Annotated in this window: 16 protein-coding genes; 10 read left to right on the plus strand and 6 right to left on the minus strand. The window is 72.1% G+C overall.

The genetic code is table 11. From position 1 onward, the window contains the following. Positions 1–179 precede the first annotated feature (179 nt). Positions 180–1,142 (plus strand): EamA family transporter RarD, encoded by a 963-nt coding sequence (gene rarD, locus IEJ02_RS29040; protein ID WP_370467152.1) that lies wholly within the window; start codon positions 180–182, stop codon positions 1,140–1,142. A 296-nt stretch (positions 1,143–1,438) separates the two neighbouring features. Next, positions 1,439–2,380, plus strand: a complete 942-nt coding sequence (locus IEJ02_RS29045) for a M28 family metallopeptidase (protein WP_223864593.1) — start codon at positions 1,439–1,441, stop codon at positions 2,378–2,380. A gap of 81 nt (positions 2,381–2,461) precedes the next feature. Here IEJ02_RS29045 and IEJ02_RS29050 read toward each other — a convergent pair whose 3' ends face one another. The 4 genes from IEJ02_RS29050 to IEJ02_RS29065 form a co-directional block, all read right to left on the minus strand. Further along, entirely contained in the window at positions 2,462–3,385 is a 924-nt protein-coding gene (locus IEJ02_RS29050) for an ABC transporter permease (protein ID WP_191067543.1), read from the minus strand. Next, positions 3,372–4,355 carry an ABC transporter ATP-binding protein gene (locus IEJ02_RS29055; protein ID WP_191067544.1) on the minus strand — a complete coding sequence of 328 codons (984 nt, stop codon included), beginning with the start codon at positions 4,353–4,355 and terminating at the stop codon, positions 3,372–3,374. The genes IEJ02_RS29050 and IEJ02_RS29055 overlap by 14 nt, the downstream gene beginning before the upstream one ends. 72 nt (positions 4,356–4,427) lie before the next feature. Then, a complete protein-coding gene (locus tag IEJ02_RS29060) occupies positions 4,428–5,672 on the minus strand; it encodes a LolA family protein (protein WP_191067545.1) in 1,245 nt (414 codons plus the stop codon). 242 nt (positions 5,673–5,914) lie between these two features. Next, positions 5,915–6,925 carry a polyprenyl synthetase family protein gene (locus tag IEJ02_RS29065; protein WP_191067546.1) on the minus strand — a complete coding sequence of 337 codons (1,011 nt, stop codon included), beginning with the start codon at positions 6,923–6,925 and terminating at the stop codon, positions 5,915–5,917. Positions 6,926–7,270: 345 nt separating this feature from the next. Here IEJ02_RS29065 and fahA point away from each other — a divergent pair, with 345 nt between their 5' ends. From fahA to IEJ02_RS29105, 8 genes are all read left to right on the plus strand, one after another. Next, entirely contained in the window at positions 7,271–8,521 is a 1,251-nt protein-coding gene (gene fahA / locus IEJ02_RS29070) for a fumarylacetoacetase (protein WP_191067547.1), read from the plus strand. A 60-nt stretch (positions 8,522–8,581) separates the two neighbouring features. Further along, a complete protein-coding gene (locus IEJ02_RS29075) occupies positions 8,582–9,067 on the plus strand; it encodes a hypothetical protein (RefSeq protein ID WP_191067548.1) in 486 nt (161 codons plus the stop codon). 220 nt (positions 9,068–9,287) lie between these two features. Beyond that, positions 9,288–10,058: a GntR family transcriptional regulator gene (locus IEJ02_RS29080; RefSeq protein ID WP_191067549.1), complete on the plus strand. Its 771-nt coding sequence runs from the start codon at positions 9,288–9,290 to the stop codon at positions 10,056–10,058. Positions 10,059–10,108: 50 nt separating this feature from the next. Then, the gene (locus tag IEJ02_RS29085) at positions 10,109–10,336 is read left to right on the plus strand and encodes a 4Fe-4S dicluster domain-containing protein (RefSeq protein WP_014054080.1); all 228 of its coding nucleotides are present in this window, start codon (positions 10,109–10,111) and stop codon (positions 10,334–10,336) included. Between the two features lie 11 nt (positions 10,337–10,347). After that, positions 10,348–11,706, plus strand: a complete 1,359-nt coding sequence (locus IEJ02_RS29090; protein ID WP_191067550.1) for an ABC transporter substrate-binding protein — start codon at positions 10,348–10,350, stop codon at positions 11,704–11,706. Next, positions 11,703–12,602 carry an ABC transporter permease gene (locus IEJ02_RS29095; protein WP_223864594.1) on the plus strand — a complete coding sequence of 300 codons (900 nt, stop codon included), beginning with the start codon at positions 11,703–11,705 and terminating at the stop codon, positions 12,600–12,602. The genes IEJ02_RS29090 and IEJ02_RS29095 overlap by 4 nt, the downstream gene beginning before the upstream one ends. Next, positions 12,599–13,399, plus strand: a complete 801-nt coding sequence (locus IEJ02_RS29100; RefSeq protein ID WP_370467150.1) for an ABC transporter ATP-binding protein — start codon at positions 12,599–12,601, stop codon at positions 13,397–13,399. Before IEJ02_RS29095 ends, IEJ02_RS29100 begins: the two co-directional genes overlap by 4 nt. 13 nt (positions 13,400–13,412) lie before the next feature. Continuing rightward, on the plus strand, positions 13,413–16,265 hold the full coding sequence (locus IEJ02_RS29105) for a fumarate reductase/succinate dehydrogenase flavoprotein subunit (RefSeq protein ID WP_191067551.1): 2,853 nt from the start codon (positions 13,413–13,415) through the stop codon (positions 16,263–16,265). 622 nt (positions 16,266–16,887) lie between these two features. Here IEJ02_RS29105 and nuoN read toward each other — a convergent pair. Next, a complete protein-coding gene (nuoN, locus tag IEJ02_RS29110; RefSeq protein ID WP_191067552.1) occupies positions 16,888–18,540 on the minus strand; it encodes an NADH-quinone oxidoreductase subunit NuoN in 1,653 nt (550 codons plus the stop codon). Beyond that, on the minus strand, positions 18,537–20,201 hold the full coding sequence (locus tag IEJ02_RS29115; RefSeq protein WP_191067553.1) for an NADH-quinone oxidoreductase subunit M: 1,665 nt from the start codon (positions 20,199–20,201) through the stop codon (positions 18,537–18,539). The genes nuoN and IEJ02_RS29115 overlap by 4 nt, the downstream gene beginning before the upstream one ends.

Genomic DNA, 20,201 nt, shown 5'->3' on the forward strand with positions numbered 1-20,201 from the left:
TGTCATCACCGTATTCCGATACGGGAATGACAGGCGGGCCTCACCGGCGCTACCTTCGGACCCTCGGAACGGGCCCGCCGGGGGCTCGTCATGCCGTCGGGGAGGGTGCCGTGACGCCGCAGGACCAGCAGGACCGCGTCGATCGCACCGGTCTCCTCTACGGCTTCGCGGCGTACGGCATGTGGGGACTGGTGCCGCTCTTCTGGCCGCTGCTGGAGCCCGCCGGGGCGGTGGAGATCCTGGCCCACCGGATGGTGTGGTCGCTGGCGGCCGTCGTTCTGGTGCTGCTGGTGCTGCGCCGCTGGAGCTGGATACGGCCGCTGCTGCGGCAGCCCCGGCGGCTGGGCATGATCGCGGTCGCCGCGACCGTGATCTCGGTCAACTGGGGTCTGTACATCTGGGGCGTCAACAGCGGGCACGTGGTGGAGACCGCGCTCGGATACTTCATCAACCCGCTGGTCAGCATCGCCTTCGGGGTGCTGCTGCTGCGTGAGCGGCTGCGGCCCGCGCAGTGGGCGGCGGTCGGCGTCGGGGTGGTGGCCGTGGCCGTGCTGACGGTGGGCTACGGCAAGCTGCCGTGGATCGCGCTCACCCTCGCCTTCAGCTTCGCGACGTACGGCCTGGCCAAGAAGCGGGTCGGGCTCGACGGGCTGGAGTCGCTGGCCGCCGAGACCGCCGTGCAGTTCCTGCCCGCCCTCGGCTTCCTGATCTGGCTCGGGGCGCACGGCGGAGCCACGTTCGCGAGCGAGGGCGCCGGGCACGCCGCACTGCTGGCGAGCTGCGGCTTCGTCACGGCACTGCCGCTGATCTGCTTCGGGGCGTCGGCGGTGCGGCTGCCGCTGTCGACGATCGGGATGCTCCAGTACGTGGCGCCGACCTTCCAGTTCGTCCTCGGGCTCGCCGTCTTCCACGAGTCGATGCCACCCGAACGGTGGGCGGGCTTCGCCCTCGTCTGGCTCGCGCTCGCGCTGCTGACCTGGGACGCGCTGCACACCGCCCGGCGGGCGCGGCGGGCGCTGGCCGACGCCGCCGCGCGGGCGGCGGCGCTGTCGGCGACAGTGGAGGCCGACGTCGTGCCGGAGGTCGCCGCCTCGGACGCCGCCGTGCCCGATGCCCGGCCGGGACCGATATCCGGCGGGTGATGTCCGGTTCCCGCCCTTGACGCGGAGTCAGCCACACCCGGACCATCAGCCTCACGCCATCACCGCTTCACCGCTTCACCGCACCCGGATTCGCCGCACCGCAGGCTCATCGCACCGCAGGCTCATCGCACCGCAGTGTCACCGCACCGCAGGTTCATCGCTCCATCGCCCCCACGGGCACGTGCACCACACAGCGTCACGTCATTCCGTCCTGTATCCGTTCGGAACCGGAGCCCCCCATGTCCTCATGCGCGCAAGCCCGCCCCCGAAGATCCCTGATACGGCGTACGGCCGCCATGGCCGCCGCCGGTACGGCGGTCGCCGCCCTGGTCTCGGCCGCCCCCGCCACCTCCGCCGCCGCATCGGCCCGGCACACCGCGGCAGCCCCTTCCACCCTCGCGGCGCCGGACATCTCCGTGGCCAATGTGAAGGCCCATCTGACCCAGCTGCAGTCCATCGCCACCGCCAACGGCGGCAACCGGGCCCATGGCCGCCCCGGCTACAAGGCGTCGCTCGACTACATCAAGGGCAAGCTGGACGCCGCCGGATACACCACCACCGTGCAGCAGTTCACCTCCGGCGGTGCCACCGGCTACAACCTCATCGCCGACTGGCCCGGCGGCGACACCAACAACGTGGTGTTCTCCGGCGCCCACCTCGACTCCGTCACCGCGGGCCCGGGGATCAACGACAACGGCTCGGGCTCCGCCGGAATCCTGGAGACCGCGCTCACCGTCGCCCGCCAGGGCGCGAAGCCCACCAAGCATCTGCGGTTCGCCTGGTGGGGCGCCGAGGAGCGGGGAATGGTCGGCTCCAGCTACTACATCAACAACCTGCCGTCGGCCGAACGGGCGAAGATCGACGGCTATCTCAACTTCGACATGATCGGCTCGCCCAACCCCGGCTACTTCGTCTATGACGACGACCCCGGGATCGAGTCGGTCTTCAAGGCGTTCTTCTCCACCAAGGGCGTGTCCACCGAGATCGAGACCGAGGGCGACGGCCGCTCCGACCACGCGCCGTTCAAGAACAAGGGCATCCCGGTGGGCGGTCTCTTCAGCGGCGCCGACTACATCAAGACCGCCGCCCAGGCGCAGAAGTGGGGCGGCACCTCCGGTCAGGCGTTCGACCGCTGCTACCACCGCTCCTGCGACACCTCGAGCAACATCGACGACACCGCCCTGGACCGCAACAGCGACGCCATCGCCTACGCGGTCTGGACGCTCGGCGGCGCCTGACCCCGGATGATGTGCCGTGTTCGGCTCCGCCGGCTCAGGCCCGCTCAGGTCGCCCAGTCCACCCAGGCCACCCAGGCCCGCTCAGGCCGTGATGTCCTTCGCGGTGAACCGGGCCCAGGCCGCCGAGCCGAACACGGCCACGTACAGCCCCTGCAGCCCCAGGTTCTTGACCAGCTCGTCCCAGTAGACCGGCTCGCGGAGGAGATCGGCGAAGCTGAGCCAGTAGTGCGGGAAGAGATACGGGTGGATCGCGTGCAGCTGCGGGATGGTGTCGAGGATCTGCGCGGTGATCACCAGCCCCACCGTCGTGGCCATGGCCGCGATCCCGCTGCTGGTGAGGGTGGAGATGAACAGCCCCACCGTGGCGATCCCCACCAGCGACAGGGCCACCAGGGCGGCCACGCCGAGCGCGCGGAGCAGCGCTTCGTCGAACGAGACGGTGATGCCCGAGATCAGCGTGACATCGCCGAGCGGGAACAGCAGCGCCCCCGTCACCAGGCCCGAGAGGGCCACCACCAGGGTCGCGATCAGGCAGAAGGCCATGGTGGTGGTGAATTTGGCCAGCAGCAGACGGGTCCGCCCGGCCGGGGCGACCAGCAGATAGCGCAGCGTCCCGGAGCCCGCCTCACCGGCGATGGTGTCACCGGCGATCACGGCGATCACCATCGGCAGGAAGACCGGCAGCGTCGCCGCCAGTGACGCGAAGACCAGGAAGATCCCGTTGTTGGTGATCTGGGCGAAGAAGGCGGGGCCCTGCTCGTCTCCCCCACGGCCGCCGCCGAAGCTGCCGCCATCGCTGGTCTCGATCTTCACCGCGACGCCGATGAGGATCGGGATCAGCGCGAGCACCCCGAGCAGGGCCAGGGTCCGCCAGCGGCGGAGGGTGGTGGTCAGCTCGGAACGGAAGAGCGCCAGGGCCCACAGCGGGCTCGGGCGGGGCGGGTTCGCGGCCCGCTCGGCCCGTGCGCCGGTGCCGGCCGCCCTCGGTTCGTCAACCCGCGACATCGAAGCCCTCCCCGGTCAGCGCGACAAAGGCGTCCTCGAGCGAGGCCCGTTCGGCCCCGAAGGCCCGGACCCGCACCCCGGCGCGTACGAGGGCGGCGTTGAGATCGGCCAGCTCCAGCGGTGCGCCGTCCGCGCCGGGGCCGGGCACCGGCAGCTCGCCGGAGACGCGCTCGTCCAGGACCACCAGATCCGTCACCCCGTGCTCCTTGAGCACCCGGACCGCGTCCACCGGGTCCGGGGTGGTGACGGCCAGCCGGCCGCGGCTGCCCGCCGCCAGCTCGGCCACCGTGCCCTGGGCGATCAGACGGCCCTGGGCCATCACGGCGGCGTGCGTGCACACCTGTTCGATCTCGTCGAGGAGATGGGAGGAGAGGAAGACGGTGGTGCCCTCCTCGGCCAGCTCGCGCACCAGGGCGCGGATCTCGCGCATGCCCTGCGGATCGAGGCCGTTGGTCGGCTCGTCCAGCACCAGCAGCTCACGCGGCTGGAGCAGCGCGGCGGCCAGGCCCAGGCGCTGCTTCATCCCGAGCGAGTACGCGCGGGCCTTCTTCCCGGCCGCGGCGGCCAGCCCGACCCGGTCCAGGGCGGCCGCCACGCGGGCGGCGCGGGTGCGGGGGTCGGCGGTGGGGTCGGCGGCGTCGTAACGCAACAGATTGTCGCGGCCGGTCAGAAAGGGGTACAGGGCGGGGCCCTCGATGAGGGCGCCCACCCTGGGCAGCACGCTCCGGGCGGCGCGCGGCATCGGCTCGCCGAGCAGCCTGGCCCTGCCCGAGGTGGGCTCGATCAGGCCCATGAGCATGCGGATGGTCGTCGTCTTCCCCGAGCCATTGGGCCCGAGGAAGCCGAAGACGCTGCCCCGCGGCACGGACAGGTCGAGGGCGTCGACCGCGAGCTGCCCGCCCCGGTACCGCTTGGTGAGCCCGCGGGTCTCCACCGCGGCGTCGTCCCCCTCGGTGGACCGCTGCTCCACGGGCTCCCCTTCGTTCTGCGTCGTATCCGCGCCCTACGTCGTCCGTCACCGCGCCTTATGCGGCCAGTGGGCTCACTTGGCGGCGTTGGCGGCCTTGACCAGGGCGTCCTTGTCGACCGCGCCGACGAACACCTTGCCGTCGTCGGTGAGCAGCGCGTTCACCAGCCGGGTGCTGACCACGGTGCCGGAGCCGAACTTCCCCTTGACCTCCTTGCCGAAGCCGCCGAGGAGGCCGGAGGCCGCGCCCGGGCCGCTGTCGCCGCCGGGTGCGGTGGGCGCCGCCGCGCCGCCGGGGGTGTCGAGCCGGGCGACCGAGTCCCAGCCGTCGCCGATGACCTTCAGACCGGACAGGGCGCCCTGAGCGTCCTTGAAGTCCTTGGTGCCGAAGCCCTTCGGGGCGTCCTTCCGGTCGGCCTTGGGCTCCTCAGTGACCTTGGCGCCCTTGGGCGGCGTGAAGTTGAAGGTGCCGGCCTTGGGCTTGCCGAAGTCCACCGTGGTGAAGCCCACGTCGATGATCGCCTTGCCGCCGCTCTTCGGGGAGAGCGTGAACTTCAGCGGGACACCGTTGTCCGCGTCCACCGCGATACGGACGGATCCGATCGTGGAGTCGCTGTTCTGCTTGGGCTTGATCAGCAGGTCGTACGCGTCCCGCCCGGCGACCCGGGAGGTGCCGTCGACGGTCACGTCGGTGGTGTCGTCCACGGAGGAGAGCACCGTCTTGGCGATCTTCTGGGGCGTGGCGTCCCGGAGGTCCTTCGGCACGTCCTGCCGGTGGTCGCCCTTGGCCTTCGCGTCCTTCGGGGCGGTGGCGTGGTAGGCGGAGTTGCTCCCGCTGTCGTACGCCCAGACCTCGTCGCCGTTGTGGATCATGCTGTACTCGGCGGCGTTCTCGACGATCGACACCCGCTGCTTGTCGGGGCCGTCGGTGGCCACCCGCAGGGTGTGGGAGCCGGAGATCAGCTCCATCAGCTTGGACTCGGGCGCGGCGGACGCGTCGCCGCCCTGTGCCCCGCCGAGGTCGGCGAGGGAGCCGCCGCCGGGGAGCGAGGGGATGCCCAGATCGGTGGTGATCTTCACCGAACCGGACAGCTGCTGGGCGTCCGATGCCGCCATCTTGCTGATGAGCTCTTGTGTCGAGATCTTCGGCAGATGGGGGTCACCGGTGCTGGCGAGCGCCGGGACCAATCCTATGGTCGCCGCCGCGATGCCCGCGACGGCGACCGGAGCGGCGTACCGGGCGGCCTTCTTCCCTCGTGATGGCCGCTCTTCATCCCAGAAGCCGTCGTCGGCGACCTGTGTCGGTCGGATCCGTGCCATGTGTGCTCTACCTCCGTCGTCGGCGGCGGTTCGTCAGCTTGCACTCGTCCACCTCTCGGGCCATTGTCACCCGATCCCGCCATGTGGTGGTCTTCTCATCCCACCAAATCGTTCGACGTGGCGCGTCAGCCCGCAGCATCACCTCGGCGTAGTGCTCGGGTATGACGCCGCTCCGCCGGAAGTCAGGGACAGGCTCCCCGGCGCCGGGGGCCGGTCCGGGTGGAACGGGCGCCGGGCGGGGGTCACCCGGCCCGGTGGACCACCGCGTCGCACAGCCCCTCGAGGGCCGCCTTCGCCGGGCCCTCGGGCAGCGGCGCCAGCATCGAACGGGCCTCCGCCGCGTAGCGGATCGTGACCCGGCGGGCCCGCTCCAGCGCCGGATGGGCGCGCAGCCGCCGCAGCACCTCGGCATGGCGCGCGTCATCGGTGAGATCGCCCGCGAGCAGCTCGCACAGCTCGCGGTCCTCGGCCGAACCGGTCGCCTCGGCCTGCTCCCGCACATAGAGCACGGGCAGGGTGGCCACGCCCTCGCGCAGATCGGTGCCGGGGGTCTTGCCGGACTCATGGCTGTCGCTGGCGATGTCCAGGAGGTCGTCGGCGAGCTGGAAGGCCATGCCGAGCCGCTCGCCGTACTGGGTGAGGATGCTGACGATGCTCTCGTCGGCTCCCGACATCATCGCCCCGAACCGGCCGGAGACGGCGATCAGCGAGCCCGTCTTGCCGGCCAGCACATCCAGGTAGTGCTCGACCGGGTCACGGCCGTCGCGGGGGCCCGCCGTCTCCAGGATCTGGCCGGTGACCAGCCGCTCGAACGCCTCCGCCTGGACCCGCACCGCCTCGGGGCCGAGGTCGGCCAGGATGTGCGAGGCCCGGGCGAAGAGGAAGTCGCCGGTGAGGACCGCCACCGAGTTGCCCCAGCGGGCGTTGGCGCTGGAGACGCCGCGCCGCACCTCCGCCTCGTCCATCACATCGTCGTGGTACAGCGTCGCCAGATGGGTGAGCTCGACGACCACCGCCGAGGGCACCACTCCGGGTGCGTGGGGGTCACCGAACTGCGCGCCCAGCAGCACCAGCAGGGGGCGGAACCGCTTCCCCCCGGCCCGCACCAGATGCTGGGCGGCCTCCGTGATGAAGGGGACATCGCTTTTGGTGGCCTCCAGCAGGCCCTCTTCGACCGCCGTCAGCCCGGCCAGGGTGTCGGCTTCCAGAGTCCGGTCCCGCACGCTCAGCCCCAAGGGCCCGACGAAGCTCACGGGGTACTCCTGTCTGCCTACGAATGACGCGAATGTCGATGTGTCGCTGCCTCCACCAACAGGCAGCGTATCCGGTCGGGTATCGATCACAGTGGGCGCCTTCCCGCCTTGTGCGCCTCTCACCGTTCTCTCCCGAACCGACCGCTTCACATCGCAGTACCGCGATCGCAGCAGATCATTCATGCCCCGGCCCCCACCCGGCCGCTCGACCGGATCGCCGGACGGTCCACCGAACCGGCCGTCGAGCGGGGCCGGTACCGGCCTTGCCCTGGGCCTTCCCCGCACGCGCCGCGCCTTAAGGTGTGCTGCGTCCCACAGTGACGAGGAGAAGGCGAGGCAGCCCCGATGCCGCAGCGATCCCCGCTGGACCTGCCCGAAGGCGACCCCTTCGGCCCGCACAACCTCCCCTATGGCGTCTTCACCGCGCCGCACGCTCCTCATCTGCGGAAAATCGGGGTGCGCTACGGAAACCATGTGCTCGACGTGGGCGCCGCCGCGGCCGCCACCGCCTCGCCGCACGCCGAGCCGCTGGGCGCCGACATCCTCAACCCACTGATGGCCGCGGGCCGCCCGGTCTGGCAGGCCGTGCGGGCCGAGGTGCTCGACTGGCTCACCGACCCGGCGCACCGCTCGACCATCGAGCCGCTGATGCACCCCCTCCCCACCGTGGCGCTCCACCTCCCCTTCGAGGTGGCCGACTACGCCGACTTCTACGCGAGCGAGCACCACGCCACCAACACGGGCAGGATCTTCCGCCCCGACGGCGAGGCGCTCACTCCCAACTGGAAGCACATGCCGATCGGCTACCACGGCCGGGCCGGCACCATCCTCGTCTCGGGCACGCCCATCGTCCGCCCGCAGGGCCAGCATCTGCCCCCGGCCGATACCTCCGCACCACACGCTTCCTCCCCCACTCCGGTCTTCGGCCCCTCCCTGCGCCTCGACTTCGAAGCGGAGGTGGCCTTCGTCGTCGGCGCCCCTTCCACTGTGAATACACCGGTGCCGCTCTCCGGGTTCCACGACCACGTCTTCGGCGTCTGTCTGCTCAACGACTGGTCCGCGCGCGACATCCAGGCCTGGGAGTACCGCCCGCTCGGCCCCTTCCTCGGCAAGTCCTTCGCCACCTCCCTCGCCGCGTGGGTCACCCCGCTGGACGCCCTCACCGCGGCCCGTACCAGCCCTCCCGCCCGCGACGTCCCGCCCCTCCCCTACCTGGACGACAGCGCCGCCGAGCCCGGCGGGCTCGATCTGCGTCTGGAGGTCGCCCTCAACGGCCACACGATCTCCCGCCCGCCCTTCTCCGCCATGTACTGGACCGCGGCCCAGCAACTCGCCCACCTGACGGTGAACGGCGCCTCGCTGCGCACCGGCGACCTCTTCGCCTCCGGCACGGTCAGCGGTCCGCGCCCGGACGAGCTCGGCTGTCTCCTCGAACTCACCTGGGGCGGCCGCGACCCCCTGCGGCTCCCCGACGGCACCCGCGCCTACCTGGAGGACGGGGACGAGGTGACCGTCACGGCCTGGGCGCCGGGCCCGCAGGGGACCCGTATCGGCCTGGGCGAGGTGACCGGCCAGGTCGTCCCGGCCACGCCCTGACGCGGCTGCTAATTTGTCGTGCTCCTGCCCTGACGATCCCGGACGACCGAGGAGAAGCACGTGAAGAAGGCAGTGAGCATCGCCGGCACGGTGGCGGCGGCAGCCCTGCTGCTGACCGCATGCGGCAGTGACGGTGGCGACGACAAGAAGGACACCTCCAAGGACCCCTCCTCCGCGTCGAGCGCCCCGGCGGAGGGGGGCGCGGACACGAAGGTCTCCGGCACCTATGTGGCGAAGGCCGGTGACGGGGCCGTCATCCTGTCCATCAGCGGCAAGAAGGCCGTACTGATGGCCGACAAGCACATCTGCAACGGCGAGTACGCCGACATGGGCGGAAAGATGCTCATGCTCAAGTGCGCCGACGGCAACACCGACCGCAGCGCGGGCAAGGTCACCGCGAGCGCGGACGGCAAGACCCTCACGGTCGACTGGGACGCGCTCGCCAAGAACGACACCTTCATCAAGACGACCTCGCCCAGCGACCTCCCCTCGGGCCTTCCGACGTCGCTGCCCTCCGGCCTCCCGACCGATCTACCGACCGGCTGAACCACGGCGCCGGACCCCCTCCGGCGCCCCGGGCCCCTGGCGCGCCGGGGGCCCGCCGCGCACAGTGGCAGATCTTGCCGCCGCGGAGACGAACCCGCAGGCAGAAGGGGTGGGAAAGCCACCGTCAGGTGGCGCAATACTTCGGCAACACCATCGTCCCGGCCCCGTCGGTATGGTCCCGATACGACCCCGCCGACCAGCACACCCACGGAGCCGGCCGATGCCAGCCGAACGCCCCCGCGAGCACGCCCCGCCGGTCGCCGCCGCGCGCCGCCGGCGGCTCCGTGCCGACCGGGCACGGCAACTCGCCGATCTCCTCCGCCACCAGGTCCTCACCGGCGGCTTCCCCGGAGGGGTGCTCCCCCTGGAGGACGCGCTCGGCCAGGACTACGGCGCCTCCCGCAACACCGTGCGCCAGGCGCTCGACCTGCTGCGCTCCGAGCGCCTGGTGGAGCGGCAGCCCGGGGTGGGCACGGTGGTCGTCGCGGAGAAGTACCCGCACGGCCTGGACCGGCTGATGGGCCTGGCCGAAACCCTTCACGAGCACGGCCGGGTCACCAATGAGGTGCGCACCGTCGGCCCCGTCCCCGCGCCCGCCTGCGTCGCGGACCGGCTGGGCGTCCCCGCCCGTTCCGATGTCCTCTACATCGAGCGGCTGCGCCGGCTCGGCGGACTCCCGCTCTCCCTCGACCTCACCTACCTCCCGATGGACATCGGCGCCGACCTCATCGGCGCCGATCTGGAGAACACCGATGTCTTCCGGCTGATCGAGAAGATCACCGGACAGCCCCTGGGCACCGCCGAGATCACCCTCGAGGCCGTCAACGCCGACGCCCACTCGGCCGCCGTTCTGCAGGCCCCGCGCGGTGCGGCGGTCCTGATGCTGGAGCGGCTCACCCATCTGTGCGACGGACGCCCGGTGGACCTGGAGTTCATCCGGTTCCGCGGCGACCGGATCACCATGAGCGGCCAGTTGCGCCGCACCGCCTGAGACTCGCCCCCACACCTTCCGCCCCTTCACGCCCTTCCCTGGAGACAGCCATGCCTCTGGCGCCCCAGCGTGCCGATGTGCCGGTGACGATCGACGAGTCCAAGTGCATCGACGGCTGCACCCTGTGCGTGGACATGTGCCCCCTCGACTCCCTCGCGATCCACCCCGACAGCGGCAAGGCGTACATGCACGTCGACGAGTGCTGGTACTGCGGCCCGTGCGCCGCCCGCTGTCCCACCGGCGCGGTCACGGTCAACATGCCCTATCTCCTGAGGTGAAAGGCCCCTCGATGCAGCGCACGACCCTCCCGTCGGCCCTCGCCGCCGGCGCCCTGCTGCTGTCCCTCACCGGCTGCGGCGGCAACGCGGACGCGGACGGCAAGACCGTGACCGTCACCGTCGGCTACCAGTCCAAGACCATCAACACCGTGACCGCGGGCACCCTGCTGCGCTCGCTCGGCGCCTTCGAACGCGAGCTGCGCGCCCTCGGCCGCCGCGACGGCCATACGTACAAGGTGAAGTGGGAGGACTACGCCACCGGAGCGCCCATCACCGCCCAGATGGTCGCCGGTAAGGTCGACATCGGATCGATGGGCGACTTCCCGCTCCTGATCAACTCCGGGCGCGGCACCCAGCTGAACGCGCCGACCCGCCTCGTCTCCGTCACCGGCTACAACCTGCGCGGCGGCCTCAATACGGTCCTCACCGCACCCGGTTCCACGCTGCGCGCCCTGTCCGGGCTGCGCGGCAAGAACGTCTCCACCAGCGTCGGCTCCGCCGCGGACGGCACGCTCGTGCGCGCCCTGCGGCAGGCGGGCATCGACCCCGAGGGCGGCATCCATAAGCTCAACCAGCAGCCCGCCGTGGGCGCCTCGGCCCTGGAGGCGGGCAGCGCGGACGCCCTCTCGCAGTTCGTGGCCTGGCCGGGGCTGCTCGCCTTCCAGGGCAAGGCCAAGGCGCTGTACGACGGCGCCCGGCTGAACCTCCCCACCTTCCACGGGGTCACCACGCGCAAGGCGTTCGCCGACGAGCGCCCGGCCGTCGTCCAGGCGTTCCTCGCCGCCCAGATCGACGCCACCCGCTATCTGCGCGCCCATCCGCTCGACGCCGCCCGTAAGGTCGCCACCGCGACCGGGCTGCCGCCCGAAGTGCTCTACCTCTACAACGGCACCGGGGGCATCGCGACCTTCGACCCCACCCTCAAGCCGCGGCTGATCGCCGCGCTCAAGAAGGACGTCCCGGTGCTCCGTGACGCCAAACTGGTCGGCCCGGTCGACGTGTCGTCCTTCGTCGACGACCGCTATCTCAAACGGGCGTACGGAAGCACGGATGCGTACGCCAAGGCGCTGCGCGCCACGCCGCCCGCCTCCCCGAACCAGCTCTGGCTCAAGGGCGAGGACCGGCTCCGCGCCTTCGCCACCCCCACCGAGCTGCTGCGCTTCGCCGGAAGCCACCGCGACCGCGTCCGGGCCGCCTATGTGCCCGACGCGGCCACCGGCACCCGGTGGTTCGCGGACCGGGCGGTCTGGGTCCGCGACGGCCACGACCTGCGGGCCTTCGTCACCCCGGACAACGCCCGCGGCTGGATCGCCGGTCACCCCGGCGCCCGTACCCTCAGCTACCCCGCGGCCCTGGCGGCGGCCCGATGAGCGCGCCCACCTCGTCCGTACGGCCCCGGCCGGCCCCGGAGGCCCCCCGGGCCGCGGGTGCCGCGCCCCGGCCGCTACGGCGCCGCCCCTGGGTCCGGTACACCCTGCGCGCCGGTTCGCTGCCGGCCGCGCTCGGCCTGTGGCAGCTGCTCACCGCCCTCGACGTCAACCTATGGCTGCGTTTCGCGCAGTTCCCCTCCGTCACCGATGTGGTCCGGGAGTTCGCCGACCGCCTCGGCACCGGCGCCTACTGGCAGGACCTGACCGACTCCCTCAGCCGCATCCTCACCGGATTCGCGCTCGCCGCCGCCTTGGGCGTGGCGGTCGGCACCGCCGTCGCCCGCTCCCCCCTCGTATCCGATCTGCTCGGCCCCGTCCTCGAGGTGTGCCGCCCGATCCCGGCCATCGCGCTGGTGCCGGTGGCGATCCTGATGTTCCCCAGCAATGAGCAGGGGATCGTCTTCATCACCTTCACCGCCGCCTTCTTCCCGGTCATGGTCAGCACCCGGCACGCGGTCCGCGCGCTGGCCCCCGTCTGGGAGGAGGCGGTGCTGACCATGGGCGGCGGGCGCGGACGCGTCCTGGTGTCCGTCGTCCTGCCCGGGGCGCTGCCCGGGATCCTCGGCGGGCTCTCCGTCGGCATCGGCGTCTCATGGATCTGTGTGATCTCCGCCGAGATGATCTCCGGCGCCTACGGGGTCGGCTACCGCACCTGGCAGGACTACACGATCGTCGACTACCCGGGCGTCTTCGTCGGCATGACCACGATCGGCGTGCTCGGCTGGCTCACCTCCACGGCGGTCGAGCTGGCCGGGCGGCGGCTGACCCGATGGCTGCCCCGTACGGAGACCACGGGCCGGCCGGCGCCCGCGCGCAAGGAGGCAGCCACCCCGTGAGCACATCCGACATCACCACCACTCCGGCCACCCCCGCCACCCCGGCCACCGAAGCCGCCCCGCCGGGCGTGCGGCTGCGCCTGGAGGACGCCGCCCTCGGCCGCCCCGGCGCACCCGTCCTCCACGGTCTCGACCTGGAGGTCGCGCCCGGTGACATCCTTACGGTCGTCGGCCCGTCCGGATGCGGCAAATCCACCCTGCTGCGCACGCTCGCCGGACTGCTCCCGGCCCTCGGCGGGCGGGTCACCCAGGACGGCACCCCGATCACCCGGCCGCACGCCGACCGGGCGCTGATCTTCCAGGAGGACGCGCTGCTGCCCTGGCGCACCCTCCGCGCCAACGTCGAACTCCCGCTCGCCATACGGGGCGTACCGCGCGCCGAGCGCCGCGGCCGGGCCGAGGCGTGGCTGGAGCGCGTCGGGCTCGCCGAGCACAGCCTGCGGCTGCCGCACCGGGTCTCGGGCGGCCAGCGGCAGCGCGCCCAGCTCGCCCGGGCGCTCGTCGGCGAGCCGCGCGCCGTCCTGATGGACGAGCCGTTCGGCGCGCTCGACGCACAGACCCGGGCCGGGATGCAGCGGCTGCTGGTCGAGGTGCTCCAGGGCACCCGCGCCACCGTCGTCTTCGTCACCCACGACGTGGACGAGGCGCTGTTCCTGGGCGACCAGGTGGCGCTGCTGGGCGGCGCGGAGGGCGGCGGCCGGGTGCTGGACATCCCGCATCCGCGCGAGCGCGCCGCCCATGACGCCGCCGCGACCGTCGCGCTGCGCCGTCAGGTCCTCGAATCCCTCGGCATGTGAAAGGCCCCATCCCATGGAGATCCCCGCCCTCGCCACGGCCGAGCAGCTGACCTGCGATGTCCTCGTCATCGGCGGCGGCACGGCCGGCACCATGGCGGCGCTCACCGCCGCCGAGCACGGCTCCTCCGTCCTCCTCCTCGAAAAGGCGCACGTCCGCCACTCGGGCGCGCTCGCCATGGGCATGGACGGCGTCAACAACGCCGTCATCCCCGGCCGGGCCGAACCCGATGACTACGTGGCCGAGATCACCCGCGCCAACGACGGCATCGTCGACCAGTCCACCGTGCGCCAGACCGCCACCCGCGGCTTCGCCATGGTCAAGCGGCTGGAGCGGTACGGCGTGAAGTTCGAGAAGGACGAGCACGGCCAGTACGCGGTCCGCCAGGTGCACCGCTCCGGCTCGTACGTACTGCCGATGCCCGAGGGCAAGGACGTCAAGAAGGTCCTGTACCGGCAGTTGCGGCGGCGCGAGATGCGCGAGCGGATCCGCATCGAGAACCGGGTGATGCCGGTCCGGGTGCTCACCGCGGGCGGGCGGGCCGTCGGCGCCGCCGGATTCCACACCCGCACCGGCCAGTTCGTCACCGTGCGCGCCGGGGCGGTGATCCTGGCCACCGGCGCCTGCGGGCGGCTCGGCCTGCCCGCGAGCGGCTATCTCTACGGGACGTACGAGAACCCCACCAACGCGGGCGACGGTTACGCCATGGCGTATCACGCGGGCGCCGAGCTGACCGGGATCGAATGCTTCCAGATCAATCCGCTGATCAAGGACTACAACGGCCCGGCCTGCGCCTATGTCGCCAATCCCTTCGGCGGCTACCAGGTCAACCGGCACGGTGAGCGGTTCGTCGACTCCGACTACTGGTCGGGGCAGATGATGGCGGAGTTCGCGGCGGAGGTGGCGAGCGAACGCGGCCCGGTCTACCTCAAGCTCAGCCATCTGCCGGAGGAGTCGGTGGCCGCGCTGGAGTCCATCCTGCACTCCACCGAACGCCCCACGCGCGCCACCTTCCACGCGGGGCGCGGCCATGACTACCGCACCCATGACGTGGAGATGCACATCTCCGAGATCGGGCTGTGCGGCGGCCACTCGGCCTCGGGGGTGCGGGTCGACGCCCACGCCCGGACCACGGTCCCCGGGCTGTACGCGGCCGGTGACCTCGCCTGCGTACCGCACAACTACATGATCGGCGCCTTTGTCTTCGGCGACCTGGCGGGCGAGGACGCCTCCCGCCAGACGGCGTACCGGGGCGAACTGCCCCCGGATCAGCTCGCCGAGGCGCATGAGCTGATCTACGCCCCGCTGCGGAACCCCGGGGGGCCGCCGCAACCGCAGGTCGAGTACAAGCTCCGGCGCCTGGTCAACGACTATGTGGCGCCGCCCAAGAGCGGCGCCCGGCTGTCGCTCGCCATCGAGGCGTTCGAGCGGATGCGCGGGGACATCGCCGGGATGGGCGCCCACACGCCCCATGAGCTGATGCGCTGCGCCGAGGTGAGCTTCATCCGCGACTGCGCGGAGATGGCCGCGCGTTCCTCGCTGGCCAGGACGGAGAGCCGGTGGGGGCTCTACCACGAGCGCACGGACCATCCGCTGCGCGATGACGAGGGCTGGCTGCACCATCTGGACTTGCGCAAGTCGGCGTCGGGGGCGATGGAGTTCACCGCGCGTCCCGTCGCGCCGTATCTCGTCCCGGTGGCGGAGTACGCGCCTGTGGGCGGGGCGTCCCGCCCGCTGGGCGAGGTGTGGCCGGAGCAGGTGGCCACGGCGGGGCCGCGCGAGAGCGCGCCGCGGGCGGGGGCGGGGCGGGCGGGAGCGCGGCGGGCGGATGAGGGGCGTAGGGAGGAGGAGGGGCGTAAGGCGGATGACGGGCGTAGGGACGACGAGGGGCGTGACGCGGATGAAGGCCGTAGGGAAGATGACGGCCGTAAGGAGGTCACGGGCGTCTCGGCCGCCCGTACGGCCCTTACCGCCGCCTCCCCGCGCATCCTCGAACTGCTCGCCCTCGCCGAGGAGCAGCCCGAACTCGCGGCGCTCCGGCCCTCTCTGGCCGACCCCGACCCCGCGGTGCGCCGGGCCGCCGTCGCCGCGCTGACCGAGACCGCGCCGCCGGGCACCGGCCCGGCCCTCGCCGCGGCCCTGGCCGACGCCGACGCCGGCGTACGCGCCGATGCCGCGGCCTCGCTGCGCGAGCTGGTCGAGGTGCTGCCCCCGGAGCCCGCTCTGCGGGAACCCCTGGTCCACGGGCTGGCCGTGGCCGATCCGGTGGTGCGGGCCGCGGCGCTGGATGTCCTGCGCGCGCTGGGTCTCGGTGACGCGGAACTGTTCGCGCGGGCGCTGGCGGACGCGGCGATCGGGGTCCGTATCCAGGCCGTACGGGGGCTGGTGTCGGTGGACGCGCTCACCGCGCTGGAGCCGGGAGCGGTGGACGCGTCGCGTGAGGTGAGGGTGGCGACGGCGGGGGCGCTGGGGACTCTGGCGCCCGGTGGCCGGGCGGCGGACGCCCGGCGGCTGCTCGCGCCGCTGCTGCGGGACCCGGACGTCCTGGTCCGGGCCGCCGCCCTGGAGGCCCTGGCCTCGGCGGGGTGCCCGGCGCCGCTGGACGCCGAGGCGGTGGCGGCGCTGGGGGATGCCGCCTGGCAGGTGCGCAAGGGGGCGGCGACGGCGCTGTCCGCTGCCGCGCCGGGGCTTGGCGTGCCGGCGCTGGTTCGTGCGCTGGGCGATCCGCATGCGGATGTCCGTAAGGCGGCGGTGTTGGCGCTGTTGCCCTTGGCGGAGCGGGAACCGGCCGCTCGAGAGGCCCTGTCCTCGGTGCGCTCCGACCCGGATGCGGATGTCCGTGCCTACGCGGCCAAGGCGACGGCCTAGGGTCGGCGCCTGCGGCGGGCTTGGCCCCCACCCCGCCCCTTCCCGATTCAGGGGGCTCCGCCCCCTGCCCCCGCCGGGGCTCCGCCCCGGACCCCGCTCCTCAATCTCCCCCAGCTACCGCTGGGAGGTGCCCCCTGGAGGGGCTGGAATTGCGCGCCCTGGTCGGGCTCACCCCGCTCGCCGAAGGGACGCTGCGGCTGGACGGCCGGACCCTGGAGCGGCCGGAGGACCGGCCGCGGGTTCCGCCCGAGGGTTCGGGAAGAGCCGGTGTCCGCAACGCGGCTCCGCCCCGGCCCCCGGACGCCCTCGCGCTATCCCCGCCGGGCCGGGGCCCAGGAGCGCAGCCCCCTGCCGCGCGGCGGAGCCGCGTGTCGGGTGCAGCAGGAAGGAGCGGCGCGGGAGACGCCTCCGCCCGGCCCAAACACCGTCACATCGCCCCCGCCAGGCCGAGGCCAAGGGGCACAGCCCCTGCCGCGCGGCGGAGCCGCGTGTCGGGTGCAGTGGGAAGGGGTGGGGCGGGGACAACCTCGGCCGGGCGCGGGCACCGTTTCGGTGTCCGGGCCCGGCCGGGGGTCAGGGGGCGGAGCCCCCTGGTAGGAGAAGGGGCGGGGTGGGGGAATGGCTAGCGGACGAAGACGCCCGCCTGGCTCGCGAGGTCCAGGAAGTACTGCGGGGCGACGCCCAGGACCAGCGTGACCGCCACGCCGATCGCGATGGCCGACGAGGTCAGCGGGCTCGGCACGGCCACGGACGGGCCGTCCGTGCGCGGCTCGCTGAAGAACATCAGCACGATCACTCGGATGTAGAAGAACGCGGCGACCGCCGAGGAGATCACACCGATCACCACCAGCGCACCCGCCCCACCGTCGGCCGCCGCCTTGAAGACCGCGAACTTCCCGGCGAAGCCGCTGGTCAGCGGGATACCGGCGAAGGCCAGCAGGAAGACCGCGAAGACGGCGGCCACCAGGGGCGAACGGCGACCGAGACCGGCCCACTTGGACAGGTGGGTGGCCTCGCCGCCCGCGTCCCGCACCAGGGTGACCACCGCGAAGGCGCCGAGGGTCACGAAGGAGTACGCGGCGAGGTAGAAGAGGACGGAGGAGATGCCGTCGGGCGTGGTGGCGATGACACCGGCCAGGATGAACCCGGCGTGGGCGATCGAGGAGTACGCCAGCAGCCGCTTCACATCGGTCTGGGTGACGGCCACGATGGCGCCGCCCAGCATCGTGACGATGGCGACGCCCCACATCACCGGCCGCCAGTCCCAGCGCAGCCCGGGCAGTACGACGTACAGCAGCCGCAGCAGCGCGCCGAAGGCCGCGACCTTGGTGGCCGCCGCCATGAAGCCGGTCACCGGGGTCGGGGCGCCCTGGTAGACGTCGGGGGTCCACATGTGGAACGGCACGGCGCCGATCTTGAACAGCAGCCCCATCAGCACCATTGCCCCGCCGATCAGCAGCAGCGCGTCATTGCCCATGGTCCCGGCGAGCGCCGGGGTGACGTTCCTGACCTGGCCGTCGACGACGTCCGCGATCCCGGAGTAGGCGACCGTGCCCGCGTAGCCGTACAGCAGGGCGATGCCGAAGAGCAGGAACGCCGAGGAGAAGGCGCCCAGCAGGAAGTACTTGACCGCGGCCTCCTGCGACATCGCGCGGTGGCGCCGGGCCAGCGCGCACAGGATGTACAGCGGCAGGGAGAAGACCTCCAGCGCCACGAAGAGCGTCAGCAGATCGTTGGCGGACGGGAAGACCAGCATGCCGCCGACCGCGAAGAGGACCAGCGGAAAGACCTCGGTGGTGGTGAACCCCGCCTTGACGGCGGCCTTTTCGGCCTCGCCGCCGGGCACGGCGGCGGCCTGCGCCGCGAAGGAGTCGACGCGGTTGCCGTGCACCACCGGATCCAGCCGCCGCTCGGCGAAGGTGAACACCGCCACCAGCGCGACCAGGAGAATGGTCCCCTGGAGGAAGAGCGCCGGTCCGTCGACCGCGATCGCTCCCATGGCCGCGACATGGGCCTTGCTGGTGCCGTAGTCACTGGCGGCGAGGCCGATCACGGCGGCGAAGGCCGCGGCCAGGGCGACCACGGAGACGAACAGCTGCGCCACGTACCGCTGGCGGCGCGGGAGGAGCGCCTCGATCAGGACGCCGACGATCGCGGCGCCGAGCACGATCAGCGTGGGCAACAGCTGGCCGTACTCGATATCGGGCGACGGGATCTTGTCGGGCGCCGCCGCCGCTGTTGTCCACAGGCTGTGGACAGTGGCCGCGTGGGTCACTTGGCACCTCCGGAAGCACCGTCGTGGGAAGCACCGTCGGACTTCGGGCTGTAGCTGAACCAGCCCGCGTCGGTGACGGGGTGATCGGGCTTGGGATCCTTCTTGTCCACCACGGACAGCGTGTGGTCGACCGCCGGGTTGACGATGTCGGCCAGCGGCTTCGGATAGACCCCGAGGAAGATCAGCAGCGCGATGAGCGGGGCCACGACGACCAGCTCACGCACCCGCAGATCGGGCATGGACCGCACCTCGGCCTTCACCGGACCGGTCATGGTGCGCTGGTAGAGGATCAGGACGTAGAGCGCCGCCAGCACTATTCCGACGGTCGCGATCACGCCGAACACCGGGTAGCGGCTGAACGTGCCGACCAGGACCAGGAACTCGCTGATGAACGGCGCGAGGCCGGGCAGCGAGAGGGTGGCGAGGCCGCCGATCAGGAAGGTGCCGGCGAGCACCGGGGCCACCTTCTGCACCCCGCCGTAGTCGGCGATGAGCCGCGAACCGCGCCGGGTGATCAGGAACCCGGCCACCAGCATCAGCGCGGCCGTGGAGACACCGTGGTTGACCATGTAGAGGGTGGCGCCGCCCTGGCCCTGGGTGGTCATCGCGAAGATGCCCAGGATGATGAAGCCGAAGTGGGAGATCGAGGCGTAGGCGATCAGCCGCTTGATGTCCCGCTGGCCGATCGCCAGCAGCGCCCCGTAGATGATGCTGATGAGCGCCAGGATCAAGATCGCCGGGGTGGCCCACTTGCTGGCCTCCGGGAAGAGCTGGAGGCAGAAGCGGAGCATCGCGAAGGTGCCGACCTTGTCGACCACCGCGGTGATCAGCACGGCGACCGGGGCGGTGGACTCCCCCATCGCGTTGGGCAGCCAGGTGTGCAGCGGCCACAGCGGCGCCTTCACCGCGAAGGCGAAGAAGAAGCCGAGGAAGAGCAGCCGCTCGGTGCTGGACGCCATGTCCAGGTGGCCGCCCGCCCGCGCCTGGACGATCTCCTGGAGCGAGAAGGTGCCGGTGCCGAGCTGATCGGCGGTGACCGCGTACAGACCGACGACCGCGGCGAGCATGATCAGCCCGCCCGCCAGGTTGTAGAGCAGGAACTTCACCGCGGCGTACGAGCGCTGCGTGGCCGTCTCCTCCTCGGAGCGGCCCCCGGCCCGGTCCCCGAAGCCCCCGATGAGGAAGTACATCGGGATCAGCATGGCCTCGAAGAAGATGTAGAAGAGGAAGACGTCGGTGGCCTCGAAGGAGATCACCACCATCGCCTCGACCATCAGGATCAGCGCGAAGAAGCCCTGGGTGGGCCGCCAGCGGCGGTTGGGGCGGGCGTTTTCCAGCGGATCGGCGTCATGCCAGCCCGCCAGGATGATGAAGGGGATGAGCACGGCGGTGAGCGCGATCAGCGCGACCGCGATCCCGTCCACGCCCAGTTCGTAGCGGACGCCGAAGTCCTTGATCCAGGCGTGGGATTCGGTGAGCTGGAAGCGGGCGCCGCCGGGGTCGAAGCGGACCAGCACGATCGCCGCGAGGGCGAGGGTGACCAGGGAGAAGCCCAGCGCCACCCACTTGGCGGCGGCGCGCTGGGCGGCGGGCACGGCGGCGGTGACCACCGCGCCGAGCGCGGGCACCACGGCCGTGGCCGTCAGCAGGGGAAATGACAT

Source organism: Streptomyces sp. 5-10 (assembly GCF_014712245.1).
In the GTDB taxonomy this organism is placed as follows: Bacteria; Actinomycetota; Actinomycetes; order Streptomycetales; family Streptomycetaceae; genus Streptomyces; species Streptomyces violaceusniger.

Coding starts and splice junctions, on each gene's coding strand:
- rarD (WP_370467152.1), top strand. CDS start 180: ATGTGGGGACTGGTGCCGCTCTTCTGGCCGCTGCTGGAGCCCGCCGGG.
- IEJ02_RS29045 (WP_223864593.1), top strand. CDS start 1,439: ATGGCCGCCGCCGGTACGGCGGTCGCCGCCCTGGTCTCGGCCGCCCCC.
- IEJ02_RS29050 (WP_191067543.1), bottom strand. CDS start 3,385: ATGTCGCGGGTTGACGAACCGAGGGCGGCCGGCACCGGCGCACGGGCC.
- IEJ02_RS29060 (WP_191067545.1), bottom strand. CDS start 5,672: ATGGCACGGATCCGACCGACACAGGTCGCCGACGACGGCTTCTGGGAT.
- fahA (WP_191067547.1), top strand. CDS start 7,271: ATGCCGCAGCGATCCCCGCTGGACCTGCCCGAAGGCGACCCCTTCGGC.
- IEJ02_RS29080 (WP_191067549.1), top strand. CDS start 9,288: ATGCCAGCCGAACGCCCCCGCGAGCACGCCCCGCCGGTCGCCGCCGCG.
- IEJ02_RS29085 (WP_014054080.1), top strand. CDS start 10,109: ATGCCTCTGGCGCCCCAGCGTGCCGATGTGCCGGTGACGATCGACGAG.
- IEJ02_RS29090 (WP_191067550.1), top strand. CDS start 10,348: ATGCAGCGCACGACCCTCCCGTCGGCCCTCGCCGCCGGCGCCCTGCTG.
- IEJ02_RS29095 (WP_223864594.1), top strand. CDS start 11,703: ATGAGCGCGCCCACCTCGTCCGTACGGCCCCGGCCGGCCCCGGAGGCC.
- IEJ02_RS29105 (WP_191067551.1), top strand. CDS start 13,413: ATGGAGATCCCCGCCCTCGCCACGGCCGAGCAGCTGACCTGCGATGTC.
- IEJ02_RS29115 (WP_191067553.1), bottom strand. CDS start 20,201: ATGTCATTTCCCCTGCTGACGGCCACGGCCGTGGTGCCCGCGCTCGGC.